Here is a 15,575-nt window from a genome sequence, read left to right as displayed (position 1 = left end):
AATTAACCAAACAGATGGTAAACCTTTGCTGCGTTCTGTGCTTGATGGATCTGCGACATCTCATCGACTATTGCCTGCCTCTCTCCCGTCGCCGCCTCAAGAAGCTGTTTATAGACCCCCAGCAACTCTTCAAGGTTGTCGCGCAACGCGGCCTCGTCCACCGAAGCTTCACTCAAGACGTCTTCCATGCAGGAACGGCAAGCCAGGTCCAATTCACCAATGGCTTCCCAGTTTCGCTCGGCCAGGGCACCGACCAGGCCTTCACGGGTTTCTTCGATTCGCTGCAAAACAAGACTCATGGTGATCTCCTTAAAACTGCGGACCCGGCGCGGCGATAGCGTCCCAGCCGTCCTTGACGGTGCGAAGCAGATCGGCGACTTCGTCGAGAATCTTTGGATCGGTCTTGATGTTGGCTTCGGTCAGACGCTTCATCATGTAGGTGTAGAGGTTATCCAGTTCACCTACAGATTCGGCCTGGTTTTCCAGGTCAAGACCTTCACGCAGACCGCCGATGATACCGATGGCCTTACCGATAAGAACCCCTTTGTTCGGAATGTCCTTACGCTCCATCGCGCCTTTGGCCTGGGCGATACGATCCAGGCCGCCTTCCATCAGCATCTGCACCAGACGATGCGGGCTGGCTTCGGAAGTCTGCGCCTGGGCGCCAATCTTCTGGTATTGGCGAAGGGCTAACATTGGATTCATGTTGTACCTCATCAAAAAATCTGTGGTTCGTATAACCAGTGTATCGACGACGCGTCAAAAAACTTTAGATTCAAAAACAAAAAGCCCGGAGCGTGAATACGCTGCCGGGCTTTTGGCACTGCGAATGTTACGAGTTCTTCTGCTGCGCGGTCATGGCTTCGAACATCGAAGTGATATTGCTGGCTGTCGCTTTCAGCTTGCCGACGAGGGTATCCATGTCGTTGTACTTTTTGGTCAATACCGCGGTCAGGGTCTCGATTCGACGGTCAAGGGCATCCTGGTCGCTTGCCAACTTGGTCTTGGTCTTGTTCAGACTGGTGGTGCGCTGATCCAGAATCCCGCCGGTCTCTGTAAAAGGCTCCACAGCCTTGCTCATTCGCTCCAGCAGACCGTTACTGCCTGTGAACAACTCCTGGACTTCACCGCCCAGCTTTTTGTCGTTCATCGCAGCAGAGAATTTAGTGCTATCAAAATCGAGGGCACCGGTCTTTTGGTTAGTGGTAATCCCCAGCTGCGCCAGTACGGTGAGCTTGTCACCCGCACCCGTTTCAGACAGCGGACCGCGAATGGCCGACAGGATCGAACGCGGCAGCGCGTCACCTGTCAGTGCCGCCGAAACGGTCGGTTTACCATTAGCATCAAGCGAAGGCTTGGTGAGCGCCGTGACACTGTTGGCAATGGCGTTGTAGGCATCAACGAACTTCTGGATGGACGCCTTCAAACCATCGGTATTGGTAGCCACCGTCACAGTCGAAGACCCCGCTGCCAACAGGTTGAACGTCAACCCGGAGACCGCCTTATCCACGGTATTGCTCTTGCTGGTCAGCGCCATACCATCGACGGTGAAATTTGCATCAACAGCCAAGGCTCCGATAGAACCAGCAGAAGCGGCAGTCATTGGAGAAGCAGTAGTACCTACGACGTTCGCGCCATCGATGGCCAGCTCAGGGATGCCAGTGACGGAAATATCCGAGTTGGCTCCTGTCGTGCTCGAACCCAACACCAGACGCGCCCCGAAAGAGTCAGTCACGATGTTGGCGCTGATACCGGCGCCCTTGAGCGAGGCATCGGCGTTGATCGAATCTCGAACCGATTGCAGTGTAGCGCCGGGTTTTATATCAAGATTGAATGTCGCAGCGCCCTGCTTAATGGTCATCGTGCCATCTGTGATAGCGCTGGTCGTACCACCGACAAAAGCCTTACTGGTCACTTTGGAAGAGGTGGCGAGATTCGTGACATTGATGGAGTAGTTGCCACCCACGGCCGAGTTACTGGCGGTGGCCGTGACGATTTTCACATCGGAGGAAGTCGCGGCAAAACCCGGAAACTGCGGGCTGGTTTTGCTACCCAAATCAGTCATGGATTTGGTAAACGCAGCCATCAAGGACTTCAAGGACCCTATACCGGAGATGCTTGCGGTGTTGGTCGCAGTCCCACGGTCGATCTGACCTTGCTTGGCCGCTTTGTCAGCGTTCACCAAGGCTTTGACGATATCACCGGTATTAATGCCGGAGCCTAAACCCGTGCCTGGTAGAATTGGACTTGCCATGTGAAACTCCCTTCAGTGTGTCGCCGGCCTTTTGACCACTACAACGCCCAAAAGAACAAAACAACAAAATTCGTGCCAGCAGTCAGACTTTAGCGCTGAACAACAGACTGCTTGCATCATTCAAACTATTGGCCAGTTTCAGAACTTCTTCGTTGGGGATCTGACGGATCACCTCACCGGAGTCACTGGCAATCACTTTTACCACAACTTTGCCTGAAGGCTCATCAATCGAGAACTCCAGGTTGCGCTTGACCGACTGAACAAACTTTTCGATTTCCTGAACGGCCATCTTCAGTTTTTCCTGCTCGGTTTGGGTGCCTTTACTTTCTTCCTTGACGGCAACCACTGGCGCAGTTTCCGCTAGAGGTTTCTGCGCCGGCTTATCGGCAACAGTCGTCTGCTTGGCCGCAGGATAAGACAAGTTCAGCTTGACGCTCATATCCATGTCCATCACCTCTTAAAGTAAAAAAGCGAGAGAGCGCGACATGCGCACTCCCCCGCCAAAACTCAACCAGCTATTACTGAAGCAGTTTCAGTACAGCGGATGGCAGTTGGTTGGCCTGAGCCAGAACTGCGGTAGAAGCTTGTTGCAGAGTTTGTTGCTTGGTCAGCTGTGCAGTTTCAGCAGCGAAGTCGGTATCTTGTACGCGACCCAGTGCAGCACTGGCGTTTTCGTTGATGTTCTGCAGGTTGGAGATGGTGCTGGTCAGACGGTTTTGCGCAGCACCAAGGTCAGCACGGCTGGTGTTGATAGTTTTCAGTGCCGCGTCGATTGCGTCGATTGCAGCCTTGGTGCTGGCTTCTGCAGTGGTGCTGTCGGTACCGGTGATCGCGACGGTGCCAGAACCTACGCTCAGGGTAGCAGCGTCGAAGCCGCTGGCCAGAGTGATGGTGATCTGGTTGGTTGCACCAGTGTTGGAACCAACCTGGAAGGTCATGGTGCCAGCGGTGCCGTCGATCAGGTTTTTGCCGTTCAGGTTGGTCGACTTGGCAATACGCGTCAGTTCGTCCGACATGGTTGCGAACTCTTTGTTCAGAGCTGCACGGTCGTCGGTACCGTTGGAATCGTTTCGTGCTTGAACGGCCAGTTCACGCATACGCTGCAGAATGTTGGTCGATTCTTGCATCGCGCCTTCAGCGGTCTGAGCGATCGAGATACCGTCGTTGGCGTTTTTGATCGCCATGGTCTGACCACGGATCTGCGAGGTCATACGGGTAGCGATTTGCAGGCCGGCGGCGTCGTCTTTAGCACTGTTGATTTTCAAGCCGGAAGACAGGCGAGTCATCGAAGTCGACAGAGCATCAGAAGCCTTGTTCAGGTTTTTCTGTACGTTCAACGATGTAACGTTAGTGTTTACTGTTAAAGCCATGACGAATTCCTCGTTGGTTGGGTACTGCGGCTTCCGGCCCTGGCAACCGCCGGGTATGGCCTAGAGAACCTTCGTAATAGTTATCGTCGGGAATACAACTTGCTTTAGGGGATTTTCAAAAATATTTGCCATCACGTTGCCACCCCCCGTAAACAAAGGGCTTGGCCACACTCAAGCGGCGAAAAAAATGACGTCATGGAAATGCCGGCGACGGAGTGGCGAGGAAAGGCAAAGTCGGCCACGAACAGGATGATCTGCGCTGCGCCCATCTTCACCGCAAGGTCCACCGTTGGGTGAATCACGCTACCGCCCACATAAAGTTCGCCCCTGAGCCATTGCTGAAGCAGCTGTTGATAAATCGGGCTGGCGGAATAGCCGGTATAACTCCGCCCCTGCAGGCCCCGAACATCAGCGGATCGACCATAGGCATGTACGCCAGCGTTATCGCGTATGTGCCTTCAGGCGGCAGATGCCGGACCGAGAGGCGCTGGTCGATGCTGGCCACTACGTCGGGGCGAATGCCATGATTGAATAGCGGCCGATAGGCGGTAGCGACACAAATGAACACCGGTCGCGCCGCCTGCTCGCGAATCGCCCGCAAGCGATCGAAGAGCAACTCAAGACTAGGGCCCGTGGCAATGACGAATACTTCCTGCCCGCCACAGGAACCGAACAACTCGGCCAGCGCCGCTGTATGACTTCGGCATAGCGCTCGCAGAACTTGCTCATGGATTTTCATTCGGGCAAAAAAATAGCGTTCAAGGAGTAACCTTGAACGCTATTTTTTTGCCTGGCTTTCTTTGACTAAAGAGCCGAGATTCAAGGGCGATAGATAATCGCCGACCCCCAAGACAACCCTACCCCGAAACCACTCAGCGCAACGCGCTTCCAGGCGGAATCCAAGACGTGTTTTTCCAGCAGCAACGGAATGCTCGACGACACGGTGTTGCCGGTCTCGACCATGTCCTTGATGAACTTCTCGGGCTCACCTTCGAAACGTCGTGCCACGGCATCGACAATCGCCGCACTGCCCTGGTGAATGCAGAAGGCATCGATATCGTCAGCCGTCAGGCCCGAGTCTGTGAGCAGCTCATGCAAATGCGCCGGAACCTTGAGCAACGCGAAGTTGAAGACCTGACGGCCGTTCATGAAAAACACGCCGTCGGAAACCTTCAGGTGCGGCGCGCCGGAACCGTCGGTGCCGAACTTAGCCTTGCCCAACTGCCAAGGTGCGTCTTCGCCCATCCAGGTCGCGGTGGCTGCATCGCCAAAGAGCATGGTGGTGTTGCGGTCTTCCGGGTCGACGATCTTCGAGTAAGGATCGGCGGTGATCAGCAGGCCATTCTTCAGGCCTGTCGCCTCCATGAAGCCCTTGATTGCATAGATGCCATAGACGTAGCCGGAGCAGCCCAGGGAAATATCGAACGCGGCCACAGTGGTCGGCAGGCCCAGTTTGTCCTGAACGATGGCCGCAGTGTGTGGCAGGCCTTCTTCGTCACCGTTCTGAGTGACGACGATCAATACGTCGATGGATTCACGCTTCAAGTCGGGATTGTTGGCGAACAGCGCGTTGACTGCTTCGACACACAGGTCCGAAGTTTCCTGCCCGGCGTCTTTGCGTGGCAAGAAGGCCGAACCGATTTTGCCCAGGATGAATTCTTCATCCTTTTCGAATTTTGCACCTTGTGCGTAATTGTCCACGCCGGCTACAGGAACGTAGCTCGCAATGCTTTTTATGCCAATCATTACGGCTTCCCAATAATAAACAGCCCAATACCACCGCTCGTAATGATTCGAGGGGCGCCGACAAACAGAGAAAAACGTCGCCCCGAGGTGGCGACAACAGGAAGAATAAAGGGCTATCACTGGGCCAAACAGACACCAGGCGCCACCTTCCCGATTAATACAATACAGTGAAGATGCGCGTTATGACTCGCAGGTCACGCTATTTTGCCGAATCAGCCTCACAAGAGGTTATTCGACCAATGACCAATCCAGCGACGTTCCGCGCCTGGATGCCCTGGCGGCGCGGCGACCCAGAGGGGATTCAGCGCGTTTGGGAGCAAGCCCCATACCTGAACGGATGGCCCGCAGATTGGCGACGGTGAAAGGCTCTCCGGTGGCCATGTCCTGGGTGACATGCAGCGAACGGCGGTACACCAAGGACTTGCGATCGGTAGTGCCACTTCCAGCGACTGATTATGGTTACCGCTCATCTCGGCAATCATGAACGGCGGCGCATCGGCGCCGAGCGAGCGATTGCCCATCTTGAAACTGGTCATGGGCGATCCTTGCCCAGAAACACGTGAAGCACCCGAGGTCGCCATCAGTTCGCCGTTGACCTACTGATTATTCGAGATCGCAAGCAGCTCGTCGGCAGCCCCATGCCCGTCCCAACTGGTACCGCCAACGCCGGCACTTGTTTCAGGGCCGATGCATGCACCACGTAATCGATACCGCGCATGGCCTGACGCAAACGGTCGGCGTCGCGCGCATCACCGATGAAGTAACGCATGTACGGCGCGTTGAACGCCTGTGCATTTCGTACTGCTTGAGCTCATCGCGGGAAAACATCAACACACGCCTGGGCTGGTATTGCCCAAGCACCCGACGGATGAAAATCGATTTACCGCTGAACATGCCTGGAGCTCTTCCCCGTGTCAGCCTGGCTTATGCAAGCAACTGTGCCCAGTTCACACCGCAAGCGTTACCGAGGGTAAAGCCCTTGCCGGTCAAGGCCAGGTTCTGGTTGTAGGCCGAATCCTGTTCGAAACGGGCCTGCCATTTGTCACGCAGGGCCGCACGGGCCTGTGGCGCCTCAGGCAATAGGCCCGGGTGCAAAAGCTGCGCTTGTGGCGTCCAGACGGTGAGAAAACCGGCATCGGCGACTTTCAGGCACAAATCGATATCGCCAAAAGCTTCGTCGAAATGCTCTTCATCCAGCCCGCCAACCGCCTCATATAGCGCCTTGCGAATCATCAGACAAGCACCGGAAACCGCCGAATAGTTCTGCTCCACTTGATGGCCATTGAGGTAGCCCTTGGCGTCCTTGCGTTCACCGACAAAGACCGAGCCGATATCGCCATTCAAACCGAGCACGAACCCGGCCTGGGTGGTGACACCATGAATGTCCATCAGTTTGGCGCCAACGATGCCGACTTCCGGACGCTGGGCCTGGTTGAGCATGGCGTCGAGCCAATTGGCATTGAACACCTGGGCTTCAGCCGACAGGAGAACCAGATACTCACCCTTGGCCTCGGCGCTGGCAACGTTATACAACGCTGAACCGCTCAGGCGCTGACCGATGCGCAGTACCCGAATCCGCTCGCCTTTGCCTTCCAGACTGCTCAGCCATTCGGCCAGTCCGGGCGATTGGCTGTGGTTGTCGACAATCAGCACTTCGTGGCGTTGGTAGCGGGTGCGTTGCAGTACGCTGACCAATGCACGTTGCAAGTGTTCCAGATTGTCCTGGCTCTGGAGGACGATCGATACCATCGGTCGTTCAGCGTGCTGATAGTCGATCTGCCAGGTCTGCGGCAGCATCGAACTGACTTGACCACGATACCCACGCTTGGCCAGGTGACGAGTCAAAACCTGACGTTCTTGAACATTTTCTTCAGTGGCCAGCGCGTTGCAGATCAGCAAGGGTTCGGCCAGGTGCGCCAGCCCACCGAGACCACCATCTTCGATCAGACGCAGCAACAGGTCAAACTCCAGGGCTTGGGTGTACTCGGTCGAGAAACCTTTGGCCTGGGCCAATACATCACGCTGGATCAACCAATGCCGCGCCATCAGCGACGGCACGGTTTGCAGCAGATCAAGATTGACTCCAGGACGGAATACATCCACCAACGTGCCGTCGGCCTGACGCTGAATTTCGTCCATGGCCACCGCGCGCACGCCTTCGACGCCCATTAGCTCGAGGCTGGCACGCAACAACCCGCTGGGGGTGAACTGATCTCCGGCCTCAGCCAGCAGTAGCCAGTCGGCCGTAGATTGCGCGACGATCTGATTGATCCGGTCAACGTAATGGGTTGCGCTGACTTTGACGAAATGCACGGTGTTGCGGACGCTGGTAGTGGCCAGCAGCTCGCCAGTGGTGAACACCACCACGTTGAACGCCTTGCAATGCCCGTTGACCAGGCTGTCGAGCGTGGCCTGCAACTTGAACATGTCGGCGTCCAGGTCCAGCAGCAAAATGGCGAACCGAGGGCCGCCGTTGTGCTTGCCCAGATACTCGGTGATATCTGAAAGCTGCGCGGCATCAGGATTGCGAGCATCGAGCCAGTCAAGCAAACGACCGGACGGCATGCTTTGCAGCAACGTGCGGTCATCCTGTCCCGGGACCGAGTCCAGACGCTTGGCCCATGCTTGAAGCTTGAGCCTCTCGTCCTGTTCCTCGGTGTCTTCGAGTGACTCGATCAAGCGCTTGACCACCGACCGGTTGAACCGATTAAGACTCAATGCCTCCCACAGGCGAGCACGAATGGTGCGGTCGTTGTCGTTAGGCTGAATTCGCATCAGCTCGTGTTGCTTGAGCAGGATGCCTTCGAGTTCCTGCAATTGCAGACGGCCGGCCGGCATGGAGTGCAACAGAAACTCGAATTCGGTCAGCAGGTCGAACATCGTTTTATTGTAGAACGGCATTTCGACAAACTGCTCGGGGCCGAACGAACGAATCGGCTCGCGCCCGGCCTCGACCCAAACCGAACGGACGATCATGGTGCCTTTGAGCGAGCGACCTTCTATCAGGCAGTCGGCCATGGCGGTAAAACTGTCCAGGGCAATCTGTTTGATCTGCGCCGGATCCCTGTCGCTGAACTGCGTCGGGATCGAAGCCAGGAATTGCGCAAACTGCTCACGGTCGGCGACGGTTTTCGCATCTTTGTACGTCAGTACGGTCAACACGTTGGAGTTATGGGCCGAACCGCCATAGTTCGCCTCACGTACAGCGAACGGAATTGGCAGAATCCGCGCCTTGGCACACGCCAGCAGGTAGAACGCGTGGCCTATTTCCTGCCACTCGAAACTGGTGTCGGGAGGCAGCTGCCTGTACCACTGTTGCAGCAGGTCAGTGCGGGTCACCGCATAGAAAGGTGGCAGGAACTGGCCCATGAAGTCCATGACCCGAACTTCAGGCTGCGGCGAGTTGTAATCCTCTTGCACTCTTTGGTCGCGGCGGTAGTAATTCACTTCGGTGGCACGGGCCACGTACATCATCCCGTAACCATGGCACATGCCATAATCGGGATTAGCATCCAAAAACTCGACCGATGCAATCAACGCGTCATGAATCAGGAAGTCATCGTCGGCCGCAAACACCATGTACGGCGTGGTGATTTCTTCGACACCAAATACCAGCTTCGACTGGATACCCCAATAGCCGAACTGCGGCAAATGCCGATAGTCGATGGTTTCCGCAATCGTCGCCGCGCCGTCCAAGGCAACGGCAGACGAATCAAGTACCAGAATTCTGCAAGGCAGCGTGCTGTAGAACTGCAATGCCCTGCGCAAAAACGCCGGACGATTGTGTGTAAGTAGCACCAGAGTAAACAGTTCACTCAAGGGCAACGTGTTTTCAGAACCGTAAATGCCTTGCATATCCTTCCCCACCATAAAACTATTGCCTGATGAACGCTTGAATAAAGGTGTCGCTTAACGCACTCGGCGCAGGTAGCCATCCGGTGCGACGGTGATCAGCAGCTTGCTGTGAATCGCCTGGTCGATCTCGAAGTCGCGGTTTTCTTCGAGGTAGGCCCAGACTGCGGTTTTCGGGTTGTCACCCTTGCCCCATGGACGATCCGGGAACGCATCTTCCGGCATGTCTTCGACCACGGTGTCCATGACCACGCAATAGCTGCCCACCGAAACCATCGGTGCATACAGACGCAGCTCTTCGAGAACGTGTTCGTGGGTGTGATTGGAGTCCAGGACCACCAGCACTTTCTTGCCCTGGATCCGCTCGCGCACCTGGTCGACGATGGCGGTGTCGATGCTTGAGCCCTGAATCATCTGGATGCGCTTGCTCATCGGGTGAGCTTCGATCGCTTCGCGGTTGTGCTGGCGAATGTCGATGTCGACACCCAGCACTTCACCATGGCCCATCAGTTCCAGGATCGACGCATAAAAAACCAGGGAACCGCCGTGGGCGATACCGGTTTCAACGATCACGTCAGGACGCAGGTTCCAGATGATTTCCTGCATGGCGACCATGTCCTGAGGAAACTGAATGATCGGCCGGCCCATCCAGCTGAAGTTGTAGGTGTACTTGTGTTTGGCCGTGGTGCCGACCCAGCCCAGCGACTCGGCTTGCAGCGCCTTGTCCTGTTGCAGGCCTTCGATGTTGCCTTTTACTTCTTCGCGAAACTGCTCATGGGGATTCATTGAAACGCTCCAGAAAAATGGGAAAACGGGTTACTTGAAGACCCTGCCGTCGGGGTAAGGCACCGCGTTGGTCTTGATAATCCTGGCGGGGTTGCCCGCCACGACTGAAAAATCCGGAATATCCTTGGTCACGACAGCACCGGCACCGATGGTGACCCAGCGGCCGATGCGCAAGCGCGGAAGAATGGTGGCGTTGGTGCCGATAAACGTGCCGTCGCCGATTTCCACGCAACCGGCGATGCACACGCCTGGCGCCATGAACACCGAGTGGCCGATTTGCCCTTCATGCCCCACCACACTGCCGGCGCTGATGCTGGTGTTGTCACCCAGCGTCACTTCGGCTTGCATGATCACGCCTTCCTGCAGGTAACTGCCCTGCCCCATGCGGATCATGGTCAGGTCGATGCCGGGGTGGATGAACTGACCCAGGGTGGCACCGGCCTCGACCAGCTCGCGGGTGGTCTCGTAGCGCAGTCGCGTGCTGCCGGTGATCAGGTTGACGAAACGTGCGTCCGGCCCTTTGAGTTCACTGACCAGCGCCGAACCGCCAATGACCGGCACACCAAAAAACGGTGTGCCGTGTTTGTTCGGATCATTGTCCAGAAACGCGAAGTCGACGTTCGGCATGCTGCGTTTTACCGCGTGCAGCATGCGCACCGCTTCCGGGTTGGCCGCGCCCAGCAAGTACATCTTCACAGCGATTGCCTTTGGGCGAGCAAGCCGCGCACAACATCCACCACCCGAGCCTGATCGGTGTCGGTCATGTCGTGATAGCTCGGCAGGTTGAACGCGCGCTCCGGCAAGGCAAACGCCACCGGCGTATCGACCTCGTGCTCGCTGAACATGGGCAACGACGACAGCGGCCAGAAGAACACCCGGGCGTCGATATCGGCGGCCTGGAACGCAGCGATCATTTCGTCGCGATGAATCCCGGTCTCGGCATCGAACACCACGGTCGGCATCCAGTAACCGTTACGGGCGTGCGCAGGTTCGGGGTTCAGCGAAACACCTGGCAGCGATGCCAGCGCGCGGGCGTAATTGGCGAAAATCGTCCGCTTGCGTTCGATCAGTTCCTCGATCCGCTCGACCTGGGCGCAGCCTACGGCGGCCTGCAGGTTGCTCATCTTGTATTTGAAGCCAATGAGCTCGGGCCAGAATTGTTTGGTGCTGCCTGCGACGCGACCGTGGTTGGACAAGGTCAGGACACGCTCGTACAAGGCTTTGTCCGAGGTGACGAATATCCCGCCCTCCCCGGTGGTCATGGTTTTGGTGCCGTGAAAGGAAAACGCACCGAACGCCCCCATCGAGCCGGCCGCCTTGCCGCGCCACTGCGAGCCAATGGCTTCGGCGGCATCTTCGATGACCGGGATCCCGTGTTCACGACCGATCGCCAGCAAGGCATCCATGTCGCACAGATTGCCGTAGAGATGGACCGCGAGAATGGCTTTGGTCTTCGGGGTGATGGCTTGCCTGACGAGCTCCGGGTCCAGGCACCAGCTGTCCGCCAGCACATCGACAAATACCGGCGTAGCGCCCAGATAGGTAATCGGTGCCGCCGAAGCGATCCAGTTGGTGTTGCCCAGGATCACTTCGTCACCCGCACCGATGCCCAGCGCCGCCATGCCCATGTGCAGCGCGCCGGTGCAACTGGAGGTCGCGATGGCATAGGTCGCCCCGAGGTGCTCGGCAAACCCGTGCTCGAAACGCGTCAGGTATTCGTAGCAACGCGCGCCCCAACCGTTCTGCACGGCATCGAGGGCATACCGGGCTTCCAGTTCGCCGATGCTCGGTTTGGTGTAATGAATTCTGCTCATTGAATACTCAACTCCGGAACGGCAACGACAAACTGTGCGCCCCACGCTTTGACCGAGGCGAATTGCTGGGTGATTTCAGGCAACAGGTTCCAGGGCAGAACCAGGATGTAGTCGGGTCGTTCGAGGGCGATACGCTCGGGCGACACCACCGGAATCCGGCTGCCAGGCAAGAACTTGCCCTGCTTGTGCGGATTGGCGTCCGCGACCCAGGCCAACAGATCGGGTTTGACCCCGGCATAGTTGAGTAACGTGTTGCCCTTGGCGGCGGCGCCGTAACCGACCACACGCTTGCCCTCGGCTTTGGCCTGCAACAGGAAGCGCAGCAGTTGGTGCTTGATGTCCTCGGCGGCGGGCGCGAGGGTGGCGTAGTACTCCGGGGTTTTCACGCCGGCAGCGAGTTCGGTCTGCAATTGTTGCGCGACTGCTGGCTGCACTTCGCGGCGGATCCCGTCGGCACGCTGCACGAATACCCGCAACGAACCGCCATGGGTCGACAGCTGACTGACGTCGAACACTTCCAGGCCATTGCGCTCGCACAACGTCTGCACGGCGGTCAGGGACAGGTAGGAATAATGTTCGTGATACAGGGTGTCGAATTGCTGCCCGGCCATCAGCGTCAGCAATTGCGGAAACTCGAACGTCGCCACGCCGGTCGGCTTGAGCAGGGTCGCAAAGCCGCCGAGAAAATCGTTGATGTCCGGCACATGGGCCAGCACATTGTTGGCCGCCATCAGGTCCGCTGCCCAGCCTTCGCTCTTCAGCTGCGAAGCGGTTTCACGGCCGAAGAACAACTCGCGAATCTGCAGGCCTTTTTCCCGGGCGGCCTGTGCGGTGCTGCGCGTCGGCTCGACACCCAGACAAGGAATGCCGCGCCCCGCGACATACTGCAAGAGGTAACCGTCGTTGGCGGCGATCTCCACCACACGGCTGTCGGCGGTCAGGTCGAAACGCTCGACCATGTCGGCAACGTAGCGCTCGGCATGGGCCAGCCAGGTGCTGGAAAAAGAACTGAAATAGGCGTACTCGGCGTCGAACAGGCTGTCGGCACTGGTGTAATCCTCGGTCTGCACCAGCCAGCACTGCTGACACACTGCAACTTTCAGCGGCACCCATTGTTCGGCTTGTTCCAGCTGGTCGGCACGGACGTAGGCATTCGACGGCGGCGAGGTGCCGAGGTCGATCAGCGGCAAGGCCAACGGAGTACCGCAACCACGGCAGTTCATAGACGCACTCCAGCGAAGCGTTCATCGAGCAAGGGATGGCTGGCGTCCCTGGCCGACAGATTATTGACAGGCAACGGCCAGGCAATCGCCAGCCGTGGATCGTTCACACGCAACCCCCCTTCGTGCGCAGGCGTGTAATCCGCGCTGTGCAAGTAGAGCAATTCGGCGTCGTCGGTCAGGGTCTGGAAGCCATGGGCGAACCCGGCCGGAATCAGCAGGCTGCGACCGTCGCCGGCCCGAAGGTGTTCGGCGTGCCAGTGCAGGAACGTCTCGGAGTCGGGACGCAGGTCCACCGCCACATCCCAGACTTCACCACGCAGGCAGGTGATCAGCTTGGCTTCCGGTGCGTTGGCGTTCTGATAATGCAAGCCACGCACACTGCCCCGCTCACGGGTGCAGGAGTGATTGATCTGGCGGATATGAAACTTCTGGCCGAAGGCACTCAGGCTGCCCTCGCAGAACAGTCGCGCGAAGTGCCCGCGATCGTCTTCGAAGCGCTTGTGCTGCACGCTGAACAAGCCATTCAGCGGCAGCGCTTTCAACAGGAATTCGCTCACAGCGCGCCTCGGTACAGGTTCAACTGGCCCAACGTGACGGCACGCATGTCGTCGCCGTTTTGCCAGGCCAGATGCCAATCGAGGGTCTGAGTCAGGCACTGTTGCAACGACCAGCGCGGTTGCCAGGCTAACAGTTGACGGGCGCGGCTGCTGTCCAGGCGCAACAGGCCAGCCTCATGCAAGTCACTCGGTTCGATGCGCAATCCGCGCGCTTGAGGCCAACGGTTGGCGAGCAGTTCGACCACTTCGCCGACGCTGCACATGTCCGCTTCGCTCGGGCCGAAGTTCCACGCACCGGCGAATTCGGGGCCTTTGTCGTAAAGACTGGCAGCCAGTTGCAGGTAACCGGCCAGCGGCTCCAACGCGTGTTGCCACGGGCGGACCGCCTGCGGGTAACGCAGGGTCACCGGTTCATCTGCCGACCAGGCCTTGAGCACATCGGGTATCAAACGTTCCGGCGCAAAGTCTCCACCGCCCAGCACATTGCCGGCCCGTGCCGTGGCCAGTGCCAGGCCGTGTTCGGCATAACGTTGTGCCGGGAAGAACGACGCGGCGTAGGACTGCGCCAACAGTTCGCAGCAAGCCTTGCTGCTGCTGTAAGGATCGTGGCCACCGAGGGCTTCGTTTTCGCGGTACGGCCATAACCATTCCTGGTTGGCGTAAACCTTATCGGTGGTGACCAGCACGCAGGCGCGCACGCCACCGACCTGACGGATGGCTTCAAGCAGATTGAGGGTGCCCATGACGTTGCTGGAATATGTCCCCAGCGGATCGCGATAGCCTTCGCGCACCAACGGTTGAGCCGCCAGGTGCAGGACGATTTCCGGTTGGGTTTCAGCAATCAATTCCAGCAACGCGCCCAGGTCACGCAGGTCGCCGCGCTGATCATTGATGCCCTCGTGAACACGCGCCAGCTCGAACAGGCTCGGCTCGGTCGACGGGTCCAGGGAAAATCCGCTGACCTCAGCACCCAGGCTTTGCAGCCAAAGGGTCAACCAACTGCCTTTGAAACCGGTGTGGCCCGTCAGCAGAACCCGCTTGCCGCGCCAGAATTCCGGACTCAGTCCCATTGCTTCCATGGGGCCTCCCCGCTCTGCCACAAGGCTTCGAGATGATTCTTGTCCCGCAAGGTGTCCATCGGCTGCCAGAAACCGTCGTGCTGGTACGCCATGAGTTCACCGCGCTCGGCCAAGCCATCCAGCGGACCGGATTCCCACGAAGTCTCGTCGCCCTCGATCAACGGCAACACCTTCGGCGACAGGACAAAGAAGCCGCCATTGATCCAGCCGCCATCGCCACGTGGCTTCTCGGTGAAACCAAGGACGCTGTCACCGTCGCGATTCAGCGCGCCATACCGGCCGGGTGGCTGCACCGCCGTCACAGTGGCGAGCTTGCCGTGGGTCAGGTGGAAATCCACCAGCGCTCCGATATTCAGATCGGAAACGCCATCGCCATAGGTGAAACAGAACGCCTCTTCGTTTTCCAGGTAGCGGCCGGCACGGCGCAAACGGCCGCCGGTCATGGTGTCTTCACCGGTGTCGATGAGCGTGACACGCCATGGCTCGCTGTAGTTCTGGTGAACGTCCATGCGGTTGTTGCACATGTCGAAGGTGACGTCGGAGGTATGCAGGAAGTAGTTGGCGAAGAAGTCCTTGATCGCGTAGCCCTTGTAGCCCAGGCAAATCACGAAATCATGGATCCCGTGAGCGGAGTACTGCTTCATGATGTGCCAGAGAATTGGCTTGCCGCCGATTTCAATCATCGGCTTGGGTTTGAGGTGCGATTCCTCACTGATGCGCGTGCCGAGACCACCTGCCAGAATTACTGCCTTCATCGCTATCCTCTTGCTCTTCGCGCGGCCCGCCCCGCTGGGGTAGGCGAACCGTCAGATGCACATCATTTGCCTGCAGCCATTGGCCATTCACGCCTTGGGGTGAAGGTTTTATGGCGATATACGGGTGACTTGCAGGAAG

General features: G+C 57.9%; 14 protein-coding genes and 3 pseudogenes. All 17 read right to left on the bottom strand.

The window, feature by feature from the left end:
* Positions 1 to 2: 2 nt before the first annotated feature.
* Entirely contained in the window at positions 3 to 299 is a 297-nt protein-coding gene (locus tag B723_RS13760; RefSeq protein ID WP_017337176.1) for a hypothetical protein, read from the bottom strand.
* A gap of 10 nt (positions 300 to 309) precedes the next feature.
* Entirely contained in the window at positions 310 to 705 is a 396-nt protein-coding gene (gene fliS, locus B723_RS13755; protein ID WP_017337175.1) for a flagellar export chaperone FliS, read from the bottom strand.
* 127 nt (positions 706 to 832) lie between these two features.
* Entirely contained in the window at positions 833 to 2,254 is a 1,422-nt protein-coding gene (fliD, locus tag B723_RS13750; protein ID WP_017337174.1) for a flagellar filament capping protein FliD, read from the bottom strand.
* Positions 2,255 to 2,336: 82 nt separating this feature from the next.
* The gene (locus tag B723_RS13745) at positions 2,337 to 2,699 is read right to left on the bottom strand and encodes a flagellar protein FlaG (protein WP_017337173.1); all 363 of its coding nucleotides are present in this window, start codon (positions 2,697 to 2,699) and stop codon (positions 2,337 to 2,339) included.
* A gap of 73 nt (positions 2,700 to 2,772) precedes the next feature.
* Positions 2,773 to 3,624: a flagellin domain-containing protein gene (locus tag B723_RS13740; protein ID WP_017337172.1), complete on the bottom strand. Its 852-nt coding sequence runs from the start codon at positions 3,622 to 3,624 to the stop codon at positions 2,773 to 2,775.
* A gap of 221 nt (positions 3,625 to 3,845) precedes the next feature.
* Positions 3,846 to 4,309: pseudogene (locus B723_RS13735) on the bottom strand (6-hydroxymethylpterin diphosphokinase MptE-like protein); the annotation flags it as partial.
* A 134-nt stretch (positions 4,310 to 4,443) separates the two neighbouring features.
* Positions 4,444 to 5,370 carry a ketoacyl-ACP synthase III gene (locus B723_RS13730; protein WP_017337171.1) on the bottom strand — a complete coding sequence of 309 codons (927 nt, stop codon included), beginning with the start codon at positions 5,368 to 5,370 and terminating at the stop codon, positions 4,444 to 4,446.
* Between the two features lie 228 nt (positions 5,371 to 5,598).
* Positions 5,599 to 5,799 (bottom strand): annotated as a pseudogene (locus tag B723_RS32205) (SAF domain-containing protein); the annotation flags it as partial.
* A 175-nt stretch (positions 5,800 to 5,974) separates the two neighbouring features.
* A pseudogene (locus tag B723_RS32200) lies at positions 5,975 to 6,264 on the bottom strand (polysaccharide biosynthesis protein); the annotation flags it as partial.
* A gap of 30 nt (positions 6,265 to 6,294) precedes the next feature.
* Positions 6,295 to 9,225, bottom strand: coding sequence for a TIGR00180 family glycosyltransferase (locus B723_RS13725; RefSeq protein ID WP_017337169.1), 2,931 nt, complete (start codon positions 9,223 to 9,225; stop codon positions 6,295 to 6,297).
* Positions 9,226 to 9,279: 54 nt separating this feature from the next.
* Positions 9,280 to 10,008: a cephalosporin hydroxylase family protein gene (locus B723_RS13720; protein ID WP_017337168.1), complete on the bottom strand. Its 729-nt coding sequence runs from the start codon at positions 10,006 to 10,008 to the stop codon at positions 9,280 to 9,282.
* Positions 10,009 to 10,038: 30 nt separating this feature from the next.
* Entirely contained in the window at positions 10,039 to 10,704 is a 666-nt protein-coding gene (locus B723_RS13715; RefSeq protein WP_017337167.1) for an acetyltransferase, read from the bottom strand.
* A complete protein-coding gene (locus tag B723_RS13710; RefSeq protein WP_017337166.1) occupies positions 10,701 to 11,822 on the bottom strand; it encodes a DegT/DnrJ/EryC1/StrS family aminotransferase in 1,122 nt (373 codons plus the stop codon). Before B723_RS13710 ends, B723_RS13715 begins: the two co-directional genes overlap by 4 nt.
* Positions 11,819 to 13,045, bottom strand: a complete 1,227-nt coding sequence (locus tag B723_RS13705; protein ID WP_017337165.1) for a class I SAM-dependent methyltransferase — start codon at positions 13,043 to 13,045, stop codon at positions 11,819 to 11,821. Before B723_RS13705 ends, B723_RS13710 begins: the two co-directional genes overlap by 4 nt.
* Entirely contained in the window at positions 13,042 to 13,602 is a 561-nt protein-coding gene (locus tag B723_RS13700; protein ID WP_017337164.1) for a dTDP-4-dehydrorhamnose 3,5-epimerase family protein, read from the bottom strand. The genes B723_RS13705 and B723_RS13700 overlap by 4 nt, the downstream gene beginning before the upstream one ends.
* Positions 13,599 to 14,681, bottom strand: coding sequence for a CDP-glucose 4,6-dehydratase (gene rfbG, locus B723_RS13695; protein WP_017337163.1), 1,083 nt, complete (start codon positions 14,679 to 14,681; stop codon positions 13,599 to 13,601). The genes B723_RS13700 and rfbG overlap by 4 nt, the downstream gene beginning before the upstream one ends.
* Positions 14,663 to 15,436, bottom strand: coding sequence for a glucose-1-phosphate cytidylyltransferase (gene rfbF / locus B723_RS13690; protein WP_017337162.1), 774 nt, complete (start codon positions 15,434 to 15,436; stop codon positions 14,663 to 14,665). Before rfbF ends, rfbG begins: the two co-directional genes overlap by 19 nt.
* Positions 15,437 to 15,575: the final 139 nt, after the last annotated feature.

Source organism: Pseudomonas fluorescens NCIMB 11764 (assembly GCF_000293885.2).
GTDB classification, from domain to species: domain Bacteria; phylum Pseudomonadota; class Gammaproteobacteria; order Pseudomonadales; family Pseudomonadaceae; genus Aquipseudomonas; species Aquipseudomonas fluorescens_B.
This window is presented reverse-complemented; position numbering and strand designations above follow the sequence as displayed.

Coding starts and splice junctions, on each gene's coding strand:
- B723_RS13760 (WP_017337176.1), bottom strand. CDS start 299: ATGAGTCTTGTTTTGCAGCGAATCGAAGAAACCCGTGAAGGCCTGGTC.
- fliS (WP_017337175.1), bottom strand. CDS start 705: ATGAATCCAATGTTAGCCCTTCGCCAATACCAGAAGATTGGCGCCCAG.
- fliD (WP_017337174.1), bottom strand. CDS start 2,254: ATGGCAAGTCCAATTCTACCAGGCACGGGTTTAGGCTCCGGCATTAAT.
- B723_RS13745 (WP_017337173.1), bottom strand. CDS start 2,699: ATGGATATGAGCGTCAAGCTGAACTTGTCTTATCCTGCGGCCAAGCAG.
- B723_RS13740 (WP_017337172.1), bottom strand. CDS start 3,624: ATGGCTTTAACAGTAAACACTAACGTTACATCGTTGAACGTACAGAAA.
- B723_RS13730 (WP_017337171.1), bottom strand. CDS start 5,370: ATGATTGGCATAAAAAGCATTGCGAGCTACGTTCCTGTAGCCGGCGTG.
- B723_RS13725 (WP_017337169.1), bottom strand. CDS start 9,225: ATGCAAGGCATTTACGGTTCTGAAAACACGTTGCCCTTGAGTGAACTG.
- B723_RS13720 (WP_017337168.1), bottom strand. CDS start 10,008: ATGAATCCCCATGAGCAGTTTCGCGAAGAAGTAAAAGGCAACATCGAA.
- B723_RS13710 (WP_017337166.1), bottom strand. CDS start 11,822: ATGAGCAGAATTCATTACACCAAACCGAGCATCGGCGAACTGGAAGCC.
- B723_RS13705 (WP_017337165.1), bottom strand. CDS start 13,045: ATGAACTGCCGTGGTTGCGGTACTCCGTTGGCCTTGCCGCTGATCGAC.
- rfbG (WP_017337163.1), bottom strand. CDS start 14,681: ATGGAAGCAATGGGACTGAGTCCGGAATTCTGGCGCGGCAAGCGGGTT.
- rfbF (WP_017337162.1), bottom strand. CDS start 15,436: ATGAAGGCAGTAATTCTGGCAGGTGGTCTCGGCACGCGCATCAGTGAG.